Raw genomic sequence first — 21,517 nt, 5'->3', positions numbered from 1 at the left:
ACACGGTCTCAACCGCGCTGGCACAGGGCCACGCCTTGCGCCTCGAGCCCTCGGCTGGCACCCTTCGGCCCGTTCTTCAAGGATCAGAACAAGGAATCAAGGATTGAGTGGCTACGTTCCCAACCCCCCGAAAAACTACCGCTACGAAGAAGCCAAACCCGTCGATATTCATGCCCAGCGTTGGGCGGAATATGAGAAGCACGGGAAAGAGCCTGCGCGCGAGCCTGAGAAAATCGGCATTGCGTTGAGGATTGGGGTGTTCTTTGATGGTACTGGCAACAATGCGAATAACACGGCGGCGGGGCTGCTGTGTGGTGCGCAGCATCCGATTGCGCCGCAGGATATTCCTGCGAGTTGCATGCCTTACATGAGTGATCCGGATAGCAGTTATGGCAACGATGTCAGCAACGTGAAAAAGCTGAGCGAACTGTATGAGGCACGGCGATTCGCTGAGGGGGAGGGGCCACGAAAGAAAGCTTTCGGTATGGTCTACGTCGAAGGCATAGGCACCCGTTCAGGTGAAGAGGACAGTAAATTCGGCGCCGGTACAGGACGTGGCGAAACCGGTGTTGCCGGGCGCGTCCAATCTTCTTTCGCGTTGATCGAACAGCGTATCACTGAGGTATTGGATAAAAATCCCGATAGTGAAATTGCTTCGTTGACCTTCGACACGTTTGGCTTCAGTCGTGGTGCGGCAGCCGCTAGACATTTCGCCAATGAGATCGTGCGTGGCAAACAAGGTCCTTTGGGCGAGATTCTCCGCAGTAAGTCCGATGCCCTCAGTTCGACGTTTGTCGATCAATACCACGGCGACATCAACATGGGCTTCATTGGTTTGTTCGACACCGTACCGTCGATTGCTGGATGGTCCAATTTAGGCAACGTCAAAAGTGCAGTGGCAACGGGCATCAAACTTTACCTCGACCGACGTTATTTCACCGACGTTGTGCAGTTGGCTGCGCGGGATGAATGCAGGGCTAACTTTGCTCTCAATCGAGTAGCGATGGATCATCCGGAAATAGTCTTGCCAGGAGTGCATTCTGATGTGGGTGGGGGTTACCTCGAGGAGGCTGAAGAATGCGTGCTCGTTAGCCCAATGCAAACGCTAGAAGTGGGTAACTACGCGGATGTCACCACCACATCGATCTACCAGGATGCGGTCAATGTCAGAAACCAGTGGTTAGCTAGCGGCTGGCCTTCCGAAATGCTGGAAGTCGTTACGCCACCTCCTTTACTGATGCCGATCAGCCCTCAGGATCGACTGAGTCCTCGTGTCAAACGAGTCTATGCCGCCGTTCAACTCAAGCGTCCGGTGAGTGGATTGCTGTCGAGAGTGAGCCTGCGCGTGATGCATCAACTGGCCAAAGCCAAAGGCGTTCGTTTCGAGGACATTCCCGAGACGCCAGACTTTGCCGTTCCTGAAGAACTTCAGCCTATGTGTGATCGTTTTGTCTCCGGCGACTACAGCACCACGCCAGAGGAGGAGCAAATGCTCAAACTCAAGTACATTCACACGTCTGCCAACTGGAACCATCCGCTTGGAAGGAGAGATGGGAGTGGCATCAGAGCTGTTTACATTAACGCCCCCACGGAAGATGCAATCCGGGTAAAACACCCTCACGTACCTGATTGGACGCTTTGGTAATGAAGCTATTTGCAGCCCTGCTGTGCACGCTCTTTGTGGCCGGTTGTAATGCCCATCCGCTTTCAGCAAAGAACGACCCTAAATCTCCATGGTGGGAACTCGGTTTTACCGAACCTAACTACATGAAGGTCTGGGTTGAAGACAGCGCCGTGGAAGATATAAAGGGCAAGACGTTTCTACGCACTGGCGGTGGAACCGCATCGGGCGGGCAGCCTGAAGACGGTACAGAATCGGCCCGAGGTTGGGATGGAGTGGGTGCATCCGCCAAAGCAGTGGTAGGCGCTGATCTCCCAAAACGAATCTTCGTTCGCTGGCAATCCATCGTGGAGCCTCAGACCTATCGCGCATGGGTGGAGATACCCGAAGAAGCCAGACAATTGATGCTGACCTCAGTCAACCAGCGCTGTGCGAAAACCCCAGACCAAAAAGCCACCTATATATCTTCGGTCTACTTGGGATTGGCTCCCGGAGGTATCGTACAAGTGTGGGTTAGAGACTCCTGCCACCATCCAATCAAAGTGGCAAATGCTAAAGCTGAAATCGAACCGTTAGGGCCGAGTCAGGGAAAAACCCAAGGGCGGTACGCATATCCGGTCAGTGAAAAGTCCAAGCGATATATCGATAAGTTCGGCATCCCTTATGGGAGTTGGTAATCCTTAAGTCAATGAAACAACTCATAACGATACTTTGCGTTTTGCTGATCACAGGATGCCAAGCGGCTGATCCACTCTCAGCCAAAAATGACCCGAAGTCCGAATGGTGGGAGCTGGCGTTCATTGAGCCGGACTACATGAAGGTTTGGGTTGAAAACAGTTCTGTTCAAGACGTTAACAACAGAATTTTCTACAAAACCGGCGGCGGCACTGCTGCTGGGGGAGAGCCTGAAGATGGAACAGAGTCAGCCCGAGGGTGGACAGGCGGAGTTGGCGGCAGCGGAAGGAGGGTGGTGGGAGCAGATCTGCCCGTCCGCATCTGGGTCCGTTGGCAATCAATCGTTGAACAGAAAACCTGGCAAGCATGGGTAGATATTCCAGAGGAAGCCCGAAAGTTGATGGTGACGTCCGTCAATCAGCGCTGCCCGCGAACTCCCGATCGGGAAGCAAGATTCATGGCATCGGTGTATCTCGGGCTGGCTCCCGGTGGTGTCGTGCAGGTTTGGGTAAGGGACTCGTGTAATCACCCGGTCAAGGTCGCTCGAGCACAGGCCGAAATTGAGCCGCTAGGCCCTAGCCAAGGGAAGGACGAAGGACGTTACGCTTATCCGGTGAGTGAAAAGGCCAAGCGGTATATCGACAAGTACGGCATTCCATATGGAAGTTGGTAGTCGTGAAAAATAATTGAATGGATCATCTGTAATGAAAGCAACGATTGCACTGCTGGGCGCTTTATTGTTGTCCGGCTGCCAAAGCAGTGGCCCAGAAACAGGCGAAAATGACCCTAAATATCCATGGTGGGAATTAGTGTTCGTTCAGCCGAATTACATGAAGGTCTGGGTAGAGGACAGCTCCGTTCAAGACATCAATAACAGAGTCTTCTTTAGAGCTGGCAAGAGCACTGCAGCCAGCGGAGAACCCGATATCAGCACAGAGTCTGCCCGTGGTTGGGGGACGGTGTCGGGGAGCGGGATGCCTGTGACAGGCGCCGATCTTCCAAAACTGATCTTTGTCCGCTGGCAATCCATAACAGAACAAAAAACCTACAAAGGCTTCATCGAAATTCCGGAAGAGGGCAGGCAACTGATGGTGAAGTCAACACACCAGCGTTGCCCGGAAACACCGGAGAAAACTGCTCGCTTTATGGCGTCACTTTACGTGGGGCTCGCTCCCGGCGGCGTACTCAAAATATGGGTTAGAGATTCATGTCGAAAACCGGTTGAGATTTCTCGCGGTCAAGGAGAGATAGAGCCTCTGGGGCCGGAACAAGGGAAGCACGGTGGTCGTTATGCCTATCCGGTAAGTGAGAAGGCTAAGCGGTATGTCGAAAAGTACGGCATTCCGTATGGGAGTTGGTAGGCGACACTTCGCTTGCCTGTCTTTCAGGGCGTTTGTCCGTCACCTTTTTGACAGCTACCGCGTCAACGCTGAGCTCAACGAAGGTTCGCTTTCGGCCAGAAGCGGTCACTCGAAGTTGTCTATGAACCTGGGGCGATTCAGAGCGCCAAGGCTTATTGATCACGGTAAAGCGATATTAATTAGCGAGCGCCATGTGCGGTTGCCTCAGAGTTCACGGCGTGCTCGCCGTAAAGAATCTGAATGAGGCAGCGGAAATTCTCTTGCACGATCATCAAAGCGAGAATCGCTTATGCTGCCCCGAAAACTGCTCCAGTGTGGATTGCTTTATCTTCAAAAAGACCAAGCTGACGTATGTGAGCCTCTGCCCTCTCAGGGTCAACCGTGAAAAGCACTACAGCCAAGTCTTTTAGCGCCCTTGTGCAACTCACATAAAAAAGACGGCGCGTTCGATCCACTGTTGTTTCTTCACCCGCCTCTATATGTTTTCTGTCGGTATCTGATAGCTCTTTAAGGCCTAAGTATTTTTCGTAGGAGAATTGGAAGTGGCTACTTTCAGCGTCATCTAAGACCACAAGTACCCTGTCGAACTCAGCACCTTTTATGCCTTGCTGAGTCCAAAAAGGTGAGCGTTCCGAGATGTAGTTATGGTAAGGCAAAAGCTGGCTTGCGGGACACGCTAGAAAAGCATCCATGGAGACCATTTCCTTTTCGGACTCATCGTCTTCTTGAGAGTCGTCGTCATCGTCCTCGCCCACTTCGGGCCCGGGCTGAACAGGCACAGTTGCACTTGGGTCCAAATACGATACCAATCTTGGGTCGAGGATCAGTAACTCAGAGGCATGCACTTGTTTCAAAAGGTCGCCGATCGTTGCATCCGAATTCCCCGCTATGCCTGCTGCGATCAAAGCAACAAGTTCGCCGAGTACTTTAAGGCGCTCCGCCACACTCGCTTGGCCAAGGGATTCTTTATCAAGAAGAAGTGAGTAGGCTCGGATCAATCGCATTACTTCAAGCTGTCGACCATTGGTATGAGCGATAGCGATCGGAATCAAAAATTTTACACAAGGCGAAATAGGCCATGCAGATCCGTCTAAAAAGCCATCTTTGAACGCTGAGGGAGCTTTGGAGTTGAGCGCAGCGTAGAGGGTTCCAAATCCTAAGCGCCTTGCGGCCATCTGATGAACAATGACGAGTAGCTTTACCCACGCGTGGTCGTCATCACCCAGACGCCAATGATCATCTCCAGTAAATGCCGCCATCCATTCGCGTACTCGAATCAAATTCGCGTCGCGTGTATCGTCTGCGGGCAAAATGAACAGGTGAGCCGAACCTTCAGGAGTTTGAACAATGCCGTCAGGCCCCAGCCGTTTGCCAGGGATTTGAACGAGGTCATCACCGTCACGACGAATTGCATTCGCGAGATTCAGAACCTTAGATGAGCACCGGAAATTTTCAGGTTTAGGAATGTCAGCCCAAGTAGGCTCTGCTTCAACCTGTCCAGTACCTGTAGCGTAGATTCTTTGCATCGGATCGCCAAAGAAGCCAAGGCAAAGTGTGACTCCGGGCTCGCGCTCGACGGTCTTCAAAGCTTCCACAACCTCGGTGGTCGTATCTTGGCTCTCGTCCACAAATACGAACGGGAATTGGCGCGCGAGAAGGGCTCGGAAGAGAGGGCGTTCGGCAATGAGAAAGGGGACGAGTTTCAGAATGTCGTCATGACCTAGAATACCCTTTGCGTAGTTGCTCCCTGTACCGTATCGGAATCCTTTGACGGCAGAGATGCGCCCGGACTGCCGATGCAGGCGATCTAAGTCTCGGCTGTCCTTGTCCTTCGTGCGCTGTTGAACCTTAGGGCCATAGGTTGCCCGTTTTATTTCAAGGGCCTCAATTTTTTCCACTATGCGTCCCGCTACCCAGGCGCGAATGTCATTCTGGAAAGGCTTAGCCAACAGCCACAGGAAACTGTGGATTGTCGAGACATGAACAAGGGGGTCACTTCCGACGTCCCTCCAAATTTCTCCAGCCGCAATCTCTGTGTAGGTAATGCAGGCAACGCGCTGACGAGTCTTCTTCAGCTTTTCACCATGCATTTGGATGACCGATGAAAGTCCTTTGATCAGCGAAGTGGTTTTTCCGGAACCCGCACCAGCCTTCATGATAAAGCTACGTGGTGGAACGTTTCCAAGGCAGTCTCGCAAGTCGATGTCGGCCTGAGTATCTGGCTTGTTCGCTCGGCTACTCATGCTCGTCTCCTATCGCAGCATTTTCTTCGGCGATGAGAATGGCGTCTGGCAACACGGTCTCGAGTTCGATCCGTATTTCGTCTTTCAGCCATACAAGCCCATCATGTATGTAAGTCGGTACATTCCAAGAGTTCTCGTCTTCAGTGAGAACGGCGAGAGCGAATTTTGTTTTATCGAAACTCTTCCGCGAAACCTTCTGATGAAGGCCTTTGGCAAGAGCCGCAGGGCCAGCGATTTCACCCTTCACAATCAGGCCTAAAGGTTTCCTCGCTATAGCCTGGGACCAGTCCGGGTTTTCGAGGCCGAAATCTTCTTCTAGCGTACGCCCGCAGAGGGTTTCGGTGACCCCGTTCCAAGTGATAGCCCGTTCACTCTGATAAGCAACGCGAACTTTCGCATCGTCTTCGAGCACGTGAGTTTTGTCCGCATCCGATGCGTTACGCAGGTCTTCGATTGTGAGCTTTCCCGGAAGCCATTTAATAAGGGTCTGATTCGAAGTTGCTGCGTCTGGCGCACTAGGTAAACAAGCCTTGCCATATTTCTTCTTAGGTGCTGGGACTATAGGTTCAAGTGCTGGATCTTGCAGGTTTTCCGCAGGCTGTCCTGGGGCATCGACGTCCGCGTCGGCTGGAACATCAAACTCTTCGACTTCATCGTCTTCATCGGCCGCCTGAGCAACGAGAGCAACACTATCAATATCGGTGATGATAAGTGTTGTGAGCCCGAGAAACTCGATGAGCGACTGGAAACGGTGTCCAAAGGCACCACCCACCTCCAAAATACATAGACATGCTGAACGGAGAGTCTTCGCGCTTTTCCTAATCATGACAGGTAGGAGCAATCTCTCAACGTTGCCCTCAACGAGAATGGCGGCATCTGAGAAAAATAGATCACAGTGTGTCAGCTTAAGATATCTTTCTAGGAAATCACGATCATCTGGCTGAGATTGGTAGAACGCCGATAAATTTAGTACTTCCGTCAACTGTTCGTTGCCGACCTTCTTGCGTCGGAAGTAGCGGATCGGTTTGAAACCTCTCTCGTAAAGGATGTGCGGGGAATGGGTTGTAATGACCATCTGACTGCCAAAAATACTTCCGTCATCGCTCTCTATATTCAGAAGTTCAAGAATATTTCGGATGAAGACCTGTTGGAGCTGGGCGTGTAGGTGGGCCTCTGGTTCCTCAACAAAAAGCAGGTGCAATGGAGGGCGATTGTCCATCGTCGCCCACCTAGCTTGGGAATCGAGAATTTCCACAACCATGTAGATCAAATTCTTGAATCCAAGCCCGTTATAACTATCAGGAAGGGTGGCCGTGTCTTCGCCATCTCCGATCTGGTAGTGAACCCGCGCGTCCTGACTCATGACGTGGGCGGGGTCTAGCGCTGACATTATCTTCAATCGCGGATTATTGACACCCGGATAGCCAAGCTTGGCGAGCCGATCAAGCGTCGGCTTGAATACGCCATCTAGGTGAATGTTGAGCGCTTGCTCAGAGTCGAACAGCGCCTTTAGGGCTATGTGATCGTCCTGCCTCTGATTAAGATTACGTTTGTAGAAACGGCTCAGACGCTTTGACAGATCTTCTGATCTTCCGCCAGCTTCCGGATTAGGATCAGCAAGGTGTCGTTGAGCACCCAGATTGTCGATATGAATAAGAGACTTTAGAATCGTTCCGCCGCCTGGCTCTCCTCCTAGTTCATCTGGGACATAATCACCGATCTCGCGGAAGTTCTCATCAAATTGCGAGCGATCTAAGATGAAGTAGCGCAGCTCGTATTCGCTTTTGAGCTCGCGCTGGAGATAGTCCGTCAGAGAACGCGGCCAAGGAACGTATTGCGATTCGGGCGGTAGTTCCGCTGTCTGCACAGTACCTTTGGCCTTAGCTTCTTGGAAATTTTGAATAAGGTTGATGGGGCTTCTAGCAGTGAGGGAAACTCGTATACCAACCTTGGTTCCTTCCCACGCTGTACTAGGGAGCAAGGGAATCACTAGATAGAGGTCTGGCGCTGCAACCTCGAACCAAAGATCAAGATCTATACTTGGAAGCGAGACCCCCCCAGGTAGTGGGCCGTCTAAGTCGATATTTGCAGCATCATCGAAATTCTTCCAGCATGAAGAGCTGAAATCATAGAGGCTAAAACGATCCCTTCCACCCGTCACGAATGCATGAATGGCCTGAGTTGCCGATGTTTTTCCGCTGTTATTCGATCCTACGAATATTGAGATATCGTCAGCCAACTCAATATGAGCATCCTTTAAACGTCGAAAATTTCTGAGACGATACGAGTGAAGATGCACAAAATCCTCCGCTGATTTTTGAAATCTATAACAAGCTGTATCTCCGAAATACATCAAGCCAGTGGCCGCTTTGCATTAGGGCGTGCAGGTTTTAAATCCCCCCCAGTGTAGTAGACGATTTGAGTGTCTGCTTTTGGCCGAAAGCAGCCCCATCCGTAATTCCCTATCAGTCCGAGTAATGCCAGATCAAAGGAATCTATTGGGATTGTCATATATCAGTGACGATCTCAAACGCAGCACTCCCCAAACCCTCCCCATTAACCATAACCCTCACCCCATGCCGCCCCACAAAATGCCTCCGCGTCGTAAAATCCTTAATCACCTGCCGCCGCCCCACAACCACCTCCCCAAACCCCGCCAATACCACCGTCTTCAACTTGAAAACCTTCCCCGAAACCCCGCCGTTCGCCTTCACATAGTCAATCGCATAATCAATCACCAACCGCTGTTCATGCGCCACCGTCGACTTCACCGTAAACGACAACGTAATCGCTTCCCCCAACCTCACCACCGCCGGCTCAACCCGCACGTCCAATAACTCAACCTCAGCCTTGGCCCCCGCACCGATCACCGTCAGCGCGCGGATATCTCCCTGTTTGATCAAACTGCGCAACGCATGCTTGGCAATCCACGCTGTGTGTTTGTTCTCCAGCGACCATCCTTCAATCGTGTCCAGCACCCACTCCGGATGCTCCTTGGTCACGTCATTCAGATGATTCGCCACGGACTTGCGCACGTACAAACTCTCGTCGGCTTTCAATCGGTCGAGGATGCCGGCGGCCAGTTGCGGGTTGGCTTGCACGGCTTCCAGGCGAAATGACCAGGGCAGGCGCGGGCGGGTGCCTTCGCTGGCGAGGCGGCGGACGTGGTGGTTTTCGTCTTGGGTCCAGTCGTGCATGAGTTCCAGCGAGCGTTCGAGGTCGCTGCGCAGGAAGTGGCGGATGGCGAATTCGGAGGAGCCGAAGGTGGTGAAGTATTTCAGCGCTTGCATCGAGGTGTCGAAGGCGTGGCTGCCGTAGCTGGCGACGTAGTGCGGCAGGCACATGCTGACGAATCCGCTGTTGAGGCGGGGGGCGAGTTCGCGCAGGACTTCGAGGGAATCTTCGTAGTCCAGTGGCAGCACGGCGTGCAGGCTTTCGCTGACGCGGGCCATGCGTTGCATCACCGACAATTCCGCCAGCCCTTGGTTGGCGTGCTTGAGAAACGCCTTGGCCTTGAACGCCGGGTACACGGCGCTCATCTCGGTGGCGATGTGTTGCAGGCGCTCGACGTTGAAGATTTCCTTTAGCGCCGGGGCGGCGGTGTCGGTGGTGCTCATGGTCAGGTCATCGGGGTGCTGACGAACGCTTCGAGGGTTTCGGCGTAGGCGGTGTATTGGGCGATGTGCGGGTAGCGGCGGGTGTCGATCTGGTCGGGGACGACGAGGTCGGTGAAGCTCCAGGCGACGGCGAGGCTGATGCCGGCCTGGGTGAGGGTGCCGTCGGTGGGCAGGCCGGTTTTTTCCAGTTCCTGTTCGAGGGCGGTGAAGGCGGCGGCGAGTTGGCCTTCGACGCGCTCGACCCACGGTTGGTATTGAACGTCGGCCGGGCGCAGGTTGCGTTCGTAATAGAGCTGCACGGCTTTTTCGCAGGCGGCGAGGCTGAGGCCGATCAGGCGCAGGGCGTGGGCGCGTTGTTTGAGGTCGGCGGGCAGCAGGCTTTTGCCGCTGACGGCTTCCAGGTAGTCAAGGATGAGGGTGGAGTCCATCAGGACCACGCCGTCATCGAGGATCAGCGTGGGCGCCTTGACCACCGGGTTGATCTGCTGGAATTGCTCGAAGTGGCGGAACACCGAGACTGACTGGTGTTCGAGGTCGATGCCAAGACGTTTGGCGGAGATCGCTACGCGGCGCACGTAGGGTGAGTCGAGCATTCCGATCAGTTTCATGTGCAACTCCTTTGGCAGATCACGACCTGTGTTGGAGGTCGAATGTAGCGGGAAAAGTTGTTGGTTGACTACCGTGAAGAAAATTTTTGGCGTTTGTAATGCCTGTGAAACAGAAACTGTTACATCGGTGAAACACCCGAAAATAAAGGCTTTCACTGACCTTGCGAGGTGTTTTGGCAGGCCTATAGTCAAATTGCCAGCACCGACCAGGGATGGAACAGTTAAACGAGCTCAGGCCCTCTGACGCAGTACTCGTTTGTATTACTCCCTTGCAGTCCACGAACCCTAGATCGTTGAGGCGCCGACCTGTGCGCATCCACTGCCGCAGCTCGTGCTATCGAAACTCAAGGGAGGGTCATTGCATGAAAGTTTCCAAACATTTGGTTTTGTGTCTGGTGGGTGCGGGGTTAGCAGGATGTGGCAGTTCAAAACCGACACCCGGTGTGGTCGCGGAAAATTGGACGACCAACACCGAGCAACTTGGCATCCAGGCGATCTACCCGCCGCGTGCGCAATTTGAAGTGGGTGATGTGTTCATCGCGCGAGCGGTCGAAGCGGGCAAGAAGATCAAAACGGCGGATTATGTGTTGGGTTCGGTGCGGGTGGACCACATCGATATGAGCGAAGAGTTGTACCGGTCTGCGCCAACTGTGATGTTTGAGTCGAGCGACACTTACGACGATGGTACGGGCAACGGCACTGTAAAGACCCGCAAAGTCTTGCCTTTGATGGTGCGGGACAGGGTGGTTAACAGCCAGGTGGCATTCCCCGGGTTTACATTCGCCTCTCTGGCGGAAAGTGATGTTGGGGTGAACGTCACCAGTAGTGCGATTGGTGCATTGTTCGGGTTTGGTCGTCGGTCGCAATACAACGTTTCTTATTCGATCCCGGCGGCGGAAACCTACGGTGTCACTTATCTGGAGGCCAGGCGCCGTTTTGATCAGGAGGCGCCCGTGCGCTACAACGTGGCCGATCGCAAAAGAATGCGTGATGCTGCGACCGCCTTGCAGGCCTCTCGAGCCAGACAGTCGGATGCCTCGGATCCCATTCTTGTGTTCGTCACCGATGTTTATCTTGCCCGTGCGATCGATGTAACGGTGTCTTCGCAAGATGGGATGAGTGCTGCGTTTTCGGCGCTGACTCTGGCGATGGTCGACTTGAGTGATAAGAAAAAGAGTCTTGAAGCGCAACTGCTCAAGTTGCGTAAGCCGTCCGGTGGCTCTTCCGAAGCGGGTGCGGATAGCGAGGGGGCGGAATCGCCGGGCGAGAGCGCGGGCAAGGTACAAACCAAAACCGATAAGGTCACCAAGGTAGCAGATGCGACAAAGCCGGATTTACCAAAGCCTGAAGATAAACCGGTAACGCCGCCCGTGACGCCAGGCAAGCAATTGGAAATTGACCGGTTGCAGGCCGAACTTGAGAAGGTCAACTCGCAGTTACGCCAGCAAGTAAGTCAGGTGGCTCCCAGTTTGCCCGGGGTCACGGGATCGGTCGTCAAGTCGTCCGCGATGGGCGTAACACTTCGCCAAGCGTTTGCCCGTCCCGTAGCGATCGGCTACCGCGGTATCAACTTCAGTCTTGAGTCATTTCCCGGATCGCAAGCGGTGGTGGCAAGTGGTGGTACTAAACCGGTTCTGATTTCTTCCCCGGTGCCATTGAATAGAAATATTCGGCTTGAAAGTTTTCCGAACCTCGATCTGGATGCACCTGCGGTTGTCCCTCAGCCACCAGCTCAACGTTGACGCGGAGTCGGACATGAACGGGTCTGGAGTGCGCACACTCCAAACCCGCTCACTCATCGTCAAACCCCGCCTGCTCGTGAATCTCATCCACATTCAGTTCCAGCCGATACGCCACCGCCACAAACAACGCCTGACACAAACACAACGTCGCACTCAGCGAACGAAACGCCAGCGCGCTGCCTTCGTTCACCAGCAGCAGGCTGTTGGCGTTCCTCGCCAGTGGTGAGAGGTGGCTGTCGGTGATGACCAGGGTGTTGGCCTGTTGCTGGCGGGCGTAGCGCAGACAGTGTTGGGTTTCCTTGGCGTAGGGGGTGAAGCTGATGGCGATCACCAGATCTCCGCTACGCACGCTGCGCATCTGCTCGCGATAACTGCCGCCCAGCCCCGAAACCAGATGAATACGCTTTTGAGTGTGTTGCAAGTTGTAAACGAGGTAGTCGGCGACGGCGAAGGAGCGGCGCACGCCGACGACATAGAGGTTGTCGGCGTTGACGATCAGGTCGACGGCTTTTTCAAACGCGATGTCGTCGAGTTCGCGGCCCAGGCGTTCGATGCCGGAACGGGTCGCGTCGATGCATTCCCGTGCGAGGTCGCCGTCGCTGGCGTGCTGCGACTGGTTGGCGATCATGCTGCGGATGCGTTGCTGGTAGTTCTGCACCGGCGAGGCTTTGTGGGTGTAGGCGGTGCGGAACAGCGCCTGCATTTCGCTGAAGCCACTGAAACCGAAGCGCTGCGAGAAGCGCACGATGGCGGACGGATGCACCTCGCATTCCCGGGCGATGTCGCTGATGCGGTCGACCATGATCCGGTCGCTTTGCTGGCTCATGTAGCTGGCGATGCGCTTGAGTTGGCGCGGCAGGCTGTCGTATTCGTCGGTGATCAGTTGCAGCAGACGCTCGGCATTGATCGGGGGGCTGGCGAGGGGGCGCTCGTCGTTGGCCGGCAGATCGGGGCGGGGCATAAGTTATCCTTTGGGCTGATCAAATCACACTGTGGCGAGGGAGCTTGTCGAATCGTCGCACCGTCCCGCTGGACTGCGCAGCAGGCCCAATAATTGGGGGCCGCTTCGCGACCCAGCGGGAGCAAGCTCCCTCGCCACAGTGATGTACGGTGTGCCTGATGATAGGCGGGGTGCGGACAGTTGGCAGGGGAGATTTTCGGCGTCTGCGCAGCTGAAACGATGCACTGCGCGGGCGGCATGGCTGAAAAAAATGCAACCAACTGCCGCTCGGTTAGCCGTTTGTCTTCTATATACAGCCGCTCGACTGAATTTCTTGCTATAAACGCACTCCGATGACCGCCACGGCGCCTGTGTCAGAGCTGTTTACGGGTGTTGTCGGACAAATTCCCAGTATTTACAGTTGCTGAGGCCTCAAACGGGCCTTAGACTGCCGCCCCTTCGTAAATTGAGTGCCGGGTGGCGTTTGCAATAAACGATGCCTTTTCGTCGACCGGACACGGTTCGCCGGAACGCTCCCTAATTCGCCTTAATGCACGTTTTTTTATAGAGATATCAATGACAAAGGACAAGTTGCTGGCTATGCCGGCAGATGACTACATGAATGCCGAGCAGCACGCTTTCTTCACTGAGCTGCTGCAGAACATGAAAGTCGAAACCCACGAGCGCATTGAGCAAAACCGTATCGCCATCGAAAGCCTGGACACCCCGGCCGACCCGGCGGACGCGGCTTCGGTTGAAGAAGAGCGCACTTGGCTGGTCAACGCGATCGATCGCGACCAGCGCATGCTGCCGCAACTGGAACAAGCCCTTGAGCGCATCAAGGAAGACAGCTTTGGCTGGTGCGACGACAGCGGCGAGGCCATCGGCCTGAAGCGCCTGCTGATCAGCCCGACCACCAAGTACTGCATCGAAGCTCAAGAGCGTCACGAGCAGATCGACAAGCACCAGCGTCAGGCCTGATTCCATGGCTGTCCCCTGAATGGGGGGCGCCTGCAAAAGATCGCAGCCTTCGACAGCACCACATGGTTTTTCGTGAACCACTGTAGGCGCTGCCGAAGGCTGCGATCTTTGCTTTTGCTCGTCTGCACTATTCCCGAGCGCTTCCATTGACCTGCTGCAAACTCCACGACTAACGGACCATGGATAATGGCGTTCTAGTGGCGTTTAATGCAGTCACAACAATGAGAACAAGCGTGGGGTGTTGATATGACGAGAGATGGATCTCTGGTTGGGGCTCTGCCCGCACCAGTGCTGTTGCCGAAGAACCGCTGGATCGCTCCGACTTTGCAAAGCATCGCCCTGATGCTGTTGCTTGTCGGCATGACGCTGGGTGAGTGGTCGTTGTATATCTGCCTGCCGCTGGCGGTGCTGATTGTCTGGCTGCCACGCCTGCGTTCCCGCGCCGTCGCCGATGCTGCACCGGTCGACACCGGCAGCGCGATTTCCGAGCTCACTCGCGATCTTTCCTACACCACCAGTCATAACGCGCTGTCAGCCGCGGGCGTGGCGTTTTCCGTCAAGCAACTGGCCAGCAAGCTTGAATCGCAACTCGATGCGGCGGCGCAGATTGTCAGCAACGCCGAAGTGATGATCGCCACCGAACACGCCACCTCGCAGCTCAGCCGTGAAGCGTTGGCCGCCGCCAGTGAAGCGCATCACAGCAGCGCGGCGGGGCGCACCGAGCTGGTGGATTCGATTGCGCGCATGCACCAGCTCAGCCAGCGCGCCAACGCCAGCCGTGAGCTGATCGAAGCGCTGAGCCTGCGCAGTGACGACATTCAACGGGTGACGCTGGTGATTCAGTCCATCGCCAGCCAGACCAATCTGCTGGCCCTCAACGCCGCGATTGAAGCGGCGCGGGCGGGCGAGCATGGTCGCGGATTTGCCGTGGTGGCGGATGAAGTGCGTGGTCTGGCAGCGCGCACGGCGTCGGCGACTGGCGAAGTCGGCGAGATGGTCGCCGATATTCAGCAGCGCACGGCACAAGTGGTGGAGCAGATCCGCGAGCTGTCCAGCGATCTGCAAACCGGCGTCGAGCAGGTGGAAAACACCGGTCAGCACCTGGAAAACATTGCCCGTCTGGCCGCTGGGGTGGAAGGTCAGGTTGGCGAAATTGCCCGGGGCGCGGAAACCAATCGTGAGCAACTCGACAGCCTGTTCAAGGCGATCGAGCAGATGCGCAGTGATCTGGCGATCAGCGATCAACAGACTCGCCGCCTGGCCGAGGCTGCCGTGCAGATGGAAGGCCAGGCGGAAACCATCAGCGAGCGTCTGGCCGAAGTCGGTCTGGATGACTATCACCAGCGGGTCTACGACCTGGCGCGTGAGGGCGCGAGTCAGATTGCGGCGCGGTTCGAGGCGGATGTCGAACAGGGACGAATCAGCCTTGAGGATCTGTTCGACCGCCAGTATCAGCCGATACCCGGGACGCAACCGGCGAAGTTTCAAACCCGATTTGACCGTTATACCGATCAGGTGCTGCCAGCGATTCAGGAGCCGTTGCTGCCACGCCATGAAGGTTTGGTGTTCGCCATCGCCTGCACGCAGCAGGGCTATGTGCCGACGCATAACCTGGCGTTCAGTCAGCCGCTGACCGGTGACCAGCAGGTCGACGCCGTGGGCAACCGCACCAAACGCAAGTTCGCTGACCGCACCGGCATCCGCTGCGGCAGTCATCAGCAAGCGGTGCTGTTGCAGACTTACACCCGCGACACCGGGGAGCTGATGCATGATCTGTCGGTGCCGATCATGGTCAAGGGCCGGCATTGGGGCGGGCTGCGGCTGGGTTATAAGCCGGAGGCTGCGCGCTGATCGATTGTTACCGCTGGCGCAATGAATCTGTACACGAGCGTTGCTGTTTCCGCTGTGGCGAACTCATTAACATGGCAACTAGTTAGGTAGCTAATGAAATTGAGAGGTCAGCATGCAGAGCAGAGTCGATGTCGCGGTGATGATTGGCAGTGGCGTGCCCGCCGGACTGCGCGCGATGGGGCAGAGCGTGTGCTGGGTCGTGTTGCTCAACGGTGAGCGTCGCGGCACCGCGTTCGCCAGTCGCGTCGAGGCGGAGGAGTGCAAGGCTGCCTGGCTCGAACAACTGAAAGCCGAGCCGGGCGACAGCCTGCACTGACATTGCTTAACTTCCGTCGTGCAGGCGCACGTTCAACTCATCGACCATCCCGGCTTCTTCACCGTCGGCGCGCAGCCATTCCTTCAGCAGTTGCGCCTGTTGCGGCGACCAGAAGTCGGCATCGATCAGTTTGGTATTGGCGTCCAGCGGATGCTTTTCGATGAAGTCGTCGATCGCACTGCCTTCCGAAGGCAGTCCCAGTTGGTCGAACAGGGTTTTCAGATCATATGCAGGCAGTTCCATCGTGTACTCCTTTTGCGTGTGCCGGAATGGCGCTGTCGCTCGCCCTTTATCTGAGGCAGCCGCTAGGCAAGAGTTCGATTTGTGATTCAAGCGAACGGGCGAGAGCGCAGGCTTCGTTATGATCTTCGCGGAAACCTCTTACACGCCCGGTCGATGATTCCTTGATATGAAAGAACGCATTACCCGCCGGGACGACCTGAAAGCGTGGGGTTTTGGCGTTTTGTGGGTATTGCGCAAGTTCCGGTATAGCGCCACCGTGCAACACGAAAGGCGCGTCGATGCGAGTGCTGGAAGGCCGGACAAAGTGAGTCAGAGTGCACATATGAAGTCCTTTTCATGAGTTGGCCGACGTTTACTGGTCGGTTCGGGTAGTCGTAAGGAGCATCGCTGCTCTAGAATCGCCAGTGCCTGCTGGCGACAGGTGTCTATCTAAAGCAATTTTTTGCGGGCGATATGTCGGAAAAGGGCTTTTTTTCGTCAGCCTTTTCCCTAAAGTTTGTAGTCAGTCTTCACTACGCTTAGGTGAAGATTTTTCCTTCAAGGTCTGGCGAACGTCGGGGCAAGTTTCTCGCGCTACTTTCCAGTAGTCTTGCGAGCTCGCGATGAATGGGCGTTCTGCTTGATTCAGGTTTACTGGAGTCATTCGGTAACAGCACCGGCCTGGCCGTTTTTTTGCCGTGCGCGTTTGGCGCAGGGTACTTTTCAGATGTGGGGATGTTTCTTTGGCAGTCAGTAATCTCGATATGCATGCTTTGTTCGTGCTGGGTGATTTGCGTGCAAAGCTGGTCAAGTTGTTCCAATCGCGTTTTGTTTACATCACCGAACAGAACGCCGAAGGCATTTACGTGGCCGAGATCGACACCGAAAGCGCCTTGGTGGTCGATGACAAACCGGGGCTCAAGCTCAAGGTTGGCGATCATTTCAGCGCCTCGGTCCTGCCCAGCCGTGAAGGCGGCAAGATGGATATCCGCTTTCGCGAGATCAAACTGACGGTGTACGGCCTGGGCGATTACGCTTTTGTCGAAACGGCCGATGGTCACGCGATTCTGTTCAAGGAAGGCCACAGCGTGGTGACGGTATTTGCCGCGCATCAGCAATTGCAGGAAGGCCTGACCAAGACCCTGAAAGCCGTCACCGGCAAAGCGGCGAAATGGCGCAAGGGCGAACTGGTCACGTTCAAGGCCAGCGAATGACCGGTGGCTTGAGCCGCGCTGACTTCCATTCGCAGAACCTCGAGCGCGCGCGTGAGGAGGCCTTGCGCCTGTTCAACGCCAAAGCCGGGTTGCAGGGCGCCTGGCTGAATTGGGTCGGCGCGCAGATCTACAGTTTGCGGCCTGCGGCATACGCCAGCATGGTCAGACGCGAGCTGCAAAGCTTGCAGGAAAAGTCTGAAACGTAACCTCGTCGGCAGCATGCTCCCGGAAAAAGCAGGAACCTCGGCTACAGTCAGTTGACTGAGTATTCAGAGGCTTGCGGTCTTCTGCCGGGCCATCCTGCTATTGCTGTGAACAGCACGAGGTGCAAAGCATGAAAGGAATTCGACGGCTATTGGCCGCCAGCGTGGTCTCGTTCAGTGTGCTGACGGCCGCGCAGCCGGCAGCGGCGGCACAGGCGCCCATCCATTTCGCCGACCTGAACTGGGAAAGCGGCAGCCTGATCACCGATGTTCTGAGGATCATCGTCGAGAAGGGTTACGGGCTGCCGACCGATACGTTGCCTGGCACTACCATCACGCTTGAGACCGCGCTGGCCAACAATGACATCCAGGTCATTGGCGAAGAGTGGGCCGGGCGCAGTCCGGTGTGGGTCAAGGCCGAGGCAGAGGGCAAGGTTGTCAGTCTCGGCGACACGGTCAAGGGCGCCACTGAAGGCTGGTGGGTGCCGGAATACGTGATCAAGGGCGATCCGGCCAAGGGCATCAAGCCGCTGGCGCCGGATTTGCGCAGCGTCACTGACCTGAAGAAATACAAGGATGTGTTCAAGGACCCGGAAAGCCCGAGCAAGGGCCGGTTCCTCAACAGCCCGATCGGCTGGACCTCGGAAGTGGTGAACAAACAGAAACTGACCGCCTACGGCCTGCAGGATGACTACACCAACTTCCGCAGTGGTTCCGGTGCGGCGCTGGATGCCGAGATCAGCTCTTCGATCCGCCGGGGCAAACCGGTGCTGTTCTATTACTGGTCGCCGACGCCGCTGCTGGGCAAATTCAAACTGGTGCAGCTGGAAGAGCCACCGTTTGATGCCGAGGCGTGGAAGACCCTGACCGATGCCGACAATCCCAATCCGAAGCCGACCCGTTCACTGGCCTCGAAACTGTCGATCGGGGTGTCTACGCCGTTCCAGAAGCAGTATCCGCAGATTACCGAGTTCTTCAGCAAAGTGGATTTCCCGATTGCGCCGCTGAACAAGGCGTTGGCCGAGATGAGCGAAAAACACACCGCGCCACGGGAGGCCGCAGAAGCGTTCATGAAGGCGCATCCAGAGGTGTGGCAGGCGTGGCTGCCGAAGGATGTCGCGGACAAGGTCGCGGCCGAACTGAAATAAGCGGCGCATCTGTGGCGAGGGAGCTTGCTCCCGCTCGGCTGCGAAGCAGTCGCCATCTCGGCTGATACGGTTTACTGGATAACCGCATCAACCGATCTTGGGGCTGCTTCGCAACCCGGCGGGAGCAAGCTCCCTCGCCACAGGTTAAATGTCGACTCAGAATCGAGTCTGCACCGCTAGTTCAAAGGTGCGCGGCGTACCCAGGTAATAAGCCGGCGACACATGCGCAAACTCGGCATACACCTCATTGGTCAGGTTGCGCACCCGGCCTGTGACGGTGGTGTGTGAGTCGACCTTGTAGCTGAGGAAACTGCCGAACAGTGTGTACGACGGGACGGTCATGGTGTTCGCCGTGTCGGCATACACCGACGCCACATACCGCGCATCGACCCCACCTTGCCATTGCGGCGAAAAATCATAAGTCAGCCACAGGTTGCCCACCCGGTCCGGGACGTTGGTTGGCGTGTTGCCCTTGCGCGACACCACCACGCCAGCGGCATTCTTTTCGGTGAAATCGTCGTATTTCGCATCGACCCAGGCGAAGTTGCCTTCGGCCAACAGATTGTCGGTGATGCGCAGGGAGCTGGCGATCTCGATGCCTTTGGAGGTCTGCTGGCCCACCGGAATGCTGCTGGTGGGGTCCAGCGGATCGGTCACGGCGAAGTCCTTGCGTTCAATGGTGTACGCCGCCACCGTCGCCGAGCCGCGGCCGTTGAGGTAATCGAACTTGCTACCGATTTCCCATTGCTTGCCGGTCGACACGTCGAAGTCCTGAGTGCCGTTCGGTTGTTCGGCGGCGGTGCTGTATTGCACGTAGACGTTGGCCGACGGGATGAACTGGTAGGTCAAGCCGACACGTCCGGTGACCGGCTCCCAACTGCGCTTGAGGTGTTTGGGATTGGTCGCCGTCACGGTGCGGTGGTTAGTCACGTCGAGGTCGATGTCGTCGTAACGCAGGCCGGTCAGCAGCGCCAGTTTGTCGGTCAGGGCCAGGCGGTTTTCCACGAACAGTGCCTTGGTCGTGACCTCGTTGGTCTTGTCGCTGATCAGCGCCGGGTTGGTGCCGGGAATGTCGTAGAAATGCCCCGGCCGGTAGTGGTTCGGATCGACCGTGCTTGCGCCTTTGATGTTCAGCGGCGAGTTGGTGGTCTGGTTGACCTTGTATTCGAAGCCACCGGACCAGGTCGTGTCGAGCCCGAAAAACGTGTTGTCGTGACGCAGTTCGAACTGGTTGCCGTTCTGCTCGCCCTGATGCCGTACCTGATACGCGGTTGAGCGGTTCACCGCGCTGTTGTCGGCGTTGTACTGATAGGTCTCGAGGTTGCGGTAGTCGCGCTGGCTGTCGAGGTGATACAGCGTGTTGCGCAGGGTGGTGTTGTCGTTGATTCGGTAGTCGATGATCGAGCGTACCCAGATCGTGCGCTGCTCATAGCGCCCGTCTTCGACGTTGTAGTTGTTGAAGCGATTGTGTTTGTCGATCTTCAACTCGCCGGCCTTGGGATTGAGCACCGGCGTGCCCCAGTACGGGCTGTCTTCGTGTTCGTCCTGATACTCCAGGGCCAGGGTGTGCGACAGGTCCGGCGTGAGGTCGCTGAGCAGCGAGAACGCCACGCTCCAGGCATCGCGTTCCTGGCGGTCGATGTAGCCGTTGCTGGTGTTGTTACTGACGTCGAGGCGCGCGTAGTGCTGCACGTCGGCGCTTGGGTCGGTCAGCGCATGGTTGAGGCCGAACGCGGTTTCGGTGGTGTCGTAGGTGCCGTAGCTGACACGCCCCTCGACGGCTTGCTCGTCGCGGGTCGCCAGTTTGGTCACGTAGTTCAGCGAGCCGCCCACCGAACCTGCGCCGTTGACCAGTGACGACGGACCGCCGAGCAGTTCCACCCGATCATAGATCCACGCATCCACCGGGCGCGCGAGGCCGCCGGAGACGTTGATGCCGTTGAACATCTGGGTGATCTGGCTGCTGGTGAAGCCGCGATAGGAGACGAATCCGCCAAAGCCCGGCGGTGCGCTGGCATTGACCCCGGGCAGGGTGTTGGCGGCGTCCTGGAAGTTCTGCGCGCCGTGGCGTTCGATGTCGTTGCGGTTGGCGATGGCCACCGAGGCGGGCGTATCGCGCACGCTAAGGCCAAGGCGCGAGGCCATGCCGCTGGACTGGTCGAGGCTCAATCCCGGCTCGCTGCCGGATTCGCCGTCGATGGTGATCGGCGCCAGGTCCACGGTGGATTGCGCCCAGGCGTTAAGGGACAGGCAGCCGCACAGGCTTGCCAGCAGAGGAATATGTTTCATCGTTGAATCCTGAATGCTTGTCTAGGAGTCAGCGCACAGGCGAACGCCGCGCGTTGGCGCAGTGGGCTGAACAATCAAAAAAGGCAAAGACACTCAGGCAAGCGGCGGGGCGCGAGGATTGGCCGAAGGCCAGATGAAGCGGGCAGGGAGGTCGGCGCTGACGATGGGCGCCAGCGGCGGGCTGTGTTGTTCCGGCAGCACCGCCAGGGTCAAACTGGAGTTGAACGCCGGGCCCATGCCGCCGCCGACCGAACACAGCGGACAGCCGAACGCCTTGGACAGGGTCGGCAGTTTTTCTTCGGTGGGGTTGCTGGTCAGCGGCGCTTGAGTGGCCGGATCGACCGTACAGAACTGGCCGCCGATGCCGTTGAGTTGCATCCCGACCATTTGCCCGTGACCGATGCTGCAGGCGAACACGTTGAACAGGACGCAGCAATAAAGCATCCAGGCCAGCAGTGAGCGATCGGAACGGGAGAATTTCATGGG

Annotated in this window: 20 protein-coding genes; 11 read left to right on the top strand and 9 right to left on the bottom strand. The window is 56.4% G+C overall.

The annotated features are described in order from the left end of the window. The first annotated feature begins 103 nt into the window (after positions 1-103). From J5M57_RS00895 to J5M57_RS00880, 4 genes are read left to right on the top strand one after another with little or no spacing between them, the layout of a single operon-like run. The gene (locus J5M57_RS00895; RefSeq protein WP_207849819.1) at positions 104-1,645 is read left to right on the top strand and encodes a DUF2235 domain-containing protein; all 1,542 of its coding nucleotides are present in this window, start codon (positions 104-106) and stop codon (positions 1,643-1,645) included. Beyond that, entirely contained in the window at positions 1,645-2,298 is a 654-nt protein-coding gene (locus J5M57_RS00890; protein WP_207849818.1) for a DUF2931 family protein, read from the top strand. The genes J5M57_RS00895 and J5M57_RS00890 overlap by 1 nt, the downstream gene beginning before the upstream one ends. Before the next feature lie 11 nt (positions 2,299-2,309). Further along, positions 2,310-2,969, top strand: a complete 660-nt coding sequence (locus tag J5M57_RS00885; RefSeq protein WP_207849817.1) for a DUF2931 family protein — start codon at positions 2,310-2,312, stop codon at positions 2,967-2,969. Between the two features lie 31 nt (positions 2,970-3,000). Beyond that, positions 3,001-3,657: a DUF2931 family protein gene (locus J5M57_RS00880; protein WP_207849816.1), complete on the top strand. Its 657-nt coding sequence runs from the start codon at positions 3,001-3,003 to the stop codon at positions 3,655-3,657. Between the two features lie 287 nt (positions 3,658-3,944). On the opposite strand, the gene J5M57_RS00875 is transcribed toward J5M57_RS00880, so the two are convergent. From J5M57_RS00875 to J5M57_RS00860, 4 genes are all read right to left on the bottom strand, one after another. Beyond that, positions 3,945-5,900 carry a UvrD-helicase domain-containing protein gene (locus J5M57_RS00875; protein WP_207849815.1) on the bottom strand — a complete coding sequence of 652 codons (1,956 nt, stop codon included), beginning with the start codon at positions 5,898-5,900 and terminating at the stop codon, positions 3,945-3,947. After that, positions 5,893-8,199, bottom strand: a complete 2,307-nt coding sequence (locus tag J5M57_RS00870) for an ATP-dependent endonuclease (protein WP_347709575.1) — start codon at positions 8,197-8,199, stop codon at positions 5,893-5,895. The genes J5M57_RS00875 and J5M57_RS00870 overlap by 8 nt, the downstream gene beginning before the upstream one ends. Before the next feature lie 208 nt (positions 8,200-8,407). Further along, on the bottom strand, positions 8,408-9,517 hold the full coding sequence (locus J5M57_RS00865) for a DNA alkylation repair protein (protein ID WP_207871949.1): 1,110 nt from the start codon (positions 9,515-9,517) through the stop codon (positions 8,408-8,410). Between the two features lie 2 nt (positions 9,518-9,519). Continuing rightward, positions 9,520-10,125, bottom strand: a complete 606-nt coding sequence (locus tag J5M57_RS00860) for a glutathione S-transferase (RefSeq protein WP_207849810.1) — start codon at positions 10,123-10,125, stop codon at positions 9,520-9,522. 362 nt (positions 10,126-10,487) lie between these two features. Here J5M57_RS00860 and J5M57_RS00855 point away from each other — a divergent pair, with 362 nt between their 5' ends. Next, complete coding sequence (locus J5M57_RS00855; RefSeq protein WP_207849809.1) at positions 10,488-11,867, top strand: hypothetical protein; 1,380 nt, start codon at positions 10,488-10,490, stop codon at positions 11,865-11,867. A 49-nt stretch (positions 11,868-11,916) separates the two neighbouring features. On the opposite strand, the gene J5M57_RS00850 is transcribed toward J5M57_RS00855, so the two are convergent. Further along, entirely contained in the window at positions 11,917-12,828 is a 912-nt protein-coding gene (locus J5M57_RS00850) for a MurR/RpiR family transcriptional regulator (protein ID WP_207849808.1), read from the bottom strand. A gap of 555 nt (positions 12,829-13,383) precedes the next feature. Here J5M57_RS00850 and J5M57_RS00845 point away from each other — a divergent pair. The 3 genes from J5M57_RS00845 to J5M57_RS00835 all read left to right on the top strand — a co-directional run bounded on the left by J5M57_RS00845 (position 13,384) and on the right by J5M57_RS00835 (position 15,955). Further along, entirely contained in the window at positions 13,384-13,788 is a 405-nt protein-coding gene (locus J5M57_RS00845) for a TraR/DksA family transcriptional regulator (protein WP_003225981.1), read from the top strand. 246 nt (positions 13,789-14,034) lie between these two features. Further along, positions 14,035-15,639, top strand: coding sequence for a methyl-accepting chemotaxis protein (locus J5M57_RS00840; RefSeq protein WP_169841367.1), 1,605 nt, complete (start codon positions 14,035-14,037; stop codon positions 15,637-15,639). A 112-nt stretch (positions 15,640-15,751) separates the two neighbouring features. Then, positions 15,752-15,955: a hypothetical protein gene (locus J5M57_RS00835; protein WP_064587978.1), complete on the top strand. Its 204-nt coding sequence runs from the start codon at positions 15,752-15,754 to the stop codon at positions 15,953-15,955. Positions 15,956-15,961: 6 nt separating this feature from the next. On the opposite strand, the gene J5M57_RS00830 is transcribed toward J5M57_RS00835, so the two are convergent. Together J5M57_RS00830 and J5M57_RS28880 are read right to left on the bottom strand one after the other, a co-directional pair. Then, positions 15,962-16,198 (bottom strand): DUF2789 family protein, encoded by a 237-nt coding sequence (locus J5M57_RS00830; protein ID WP_207849807.1) that lies wholly within the window; start codon positions 16,196-16,198, stop codon positions 15,962-15,964. A gap of 46 nt (positions 16,199-16,244) precedes the next feature. Further along, a complete protein-coding gene (locus J5M57_RS28880) occupies positions 16,245-16,520 on the bottom strand; it encodes a hypothetical protein (RefSeq protein ID WP_243435276.1) in 276 nt (91 codons plus the stop codon). A gap of 421 nt (positions 16,521-16,941) precedes the next feature. Between J5M57_RS28880 and J5M57_RS00825 the strand changes: the two genes are divergently transcribed. The 3 genes from J5M57_RS00825 (at position 16,942) to J5M57_RS00815 (ending at position 18,742) form a co-directional block, all read left to right on the top strand. After that, positions 16,942-17,391: a hypothetical protein gene (locus J5M57_RS00825; RefSeq protein ID WP_169841369.1), complete on the top strand. Its 450-nt coding sequence runs from the start codon at positions 16,942-16,944 to the stop codon at positions 17,389-17,391. Further along, positions 17,388-17,597, top strand: a complete 210-nt coding sequence (locus J5M57_RS00820; protein ID WP_229755015.1) for a hypothetical protein — start codon at positions 17,388-17,390, stop codon at positions 17,595-17,597. Before J5M57_RS00825 ends, J5M57_RS00820 begins: the two co-directional genes overlap by 4 nt. Positions 17,598-17,725: 128 nt before the next feature. Further along, entirely contained in the window at positions 17,726-18,742 is a 1,017-nt protein-coding gene (locus J5M57_RS00815) for an ABC transporter substrate-binding protein (RefSeq protein ID WP_207849806.1), read from the top strand. A 156-nt stretch (positions 18,743-18,898) separates the two neighbouring features. On the opposite strand, the gene J5M57_RS00810 is transcribed toward J5M57_RS00815, so the two are convergent. Together J5M57_RS00810 and J5M57_RS00805 are read right to left on the bottom strand one after the other, a co-directional pair. Further along, a complete protein-coding gene (locus tag J5M57_RS00810; RefSeq protein WP_207849805.1) occupies positions 18,899-21,031 on the bottom strand; it encodes a TonB-dependent receptor in 2,133 nt (710 codons plus the stop codon). Positions 21,032-21,124: 93 nt separating this feature from the next. Further along, a complete protein-coding gene (locus tag J5M57_RS00805; RefSeq protein ID WP_207849804.1) occupies positions 21,125-21,514 on the bottom strand; it encodes a DUF2946 domain-containing protein in 390 nt (129 codons plus the stop codon). Between the last annotated feature and the right edge of the window lie 3 nt (positions 21,515-21,517).

Source organism: Pseudomonas sp. 86_A, assembly GCF_017491705.1.
Taxonomy (GTDB): Bacteria; Pseudomonadota; Gammaproteobacteria; order Pseudomonadales; family Pseudomonadaceae; genus Aquipseudomonas; species Aquipseudomonas koreensis.
Note: the sequence above shows the minus strand (reverse complement) of the source record. Positions and strands in the feature narration are given on the sequence as shown.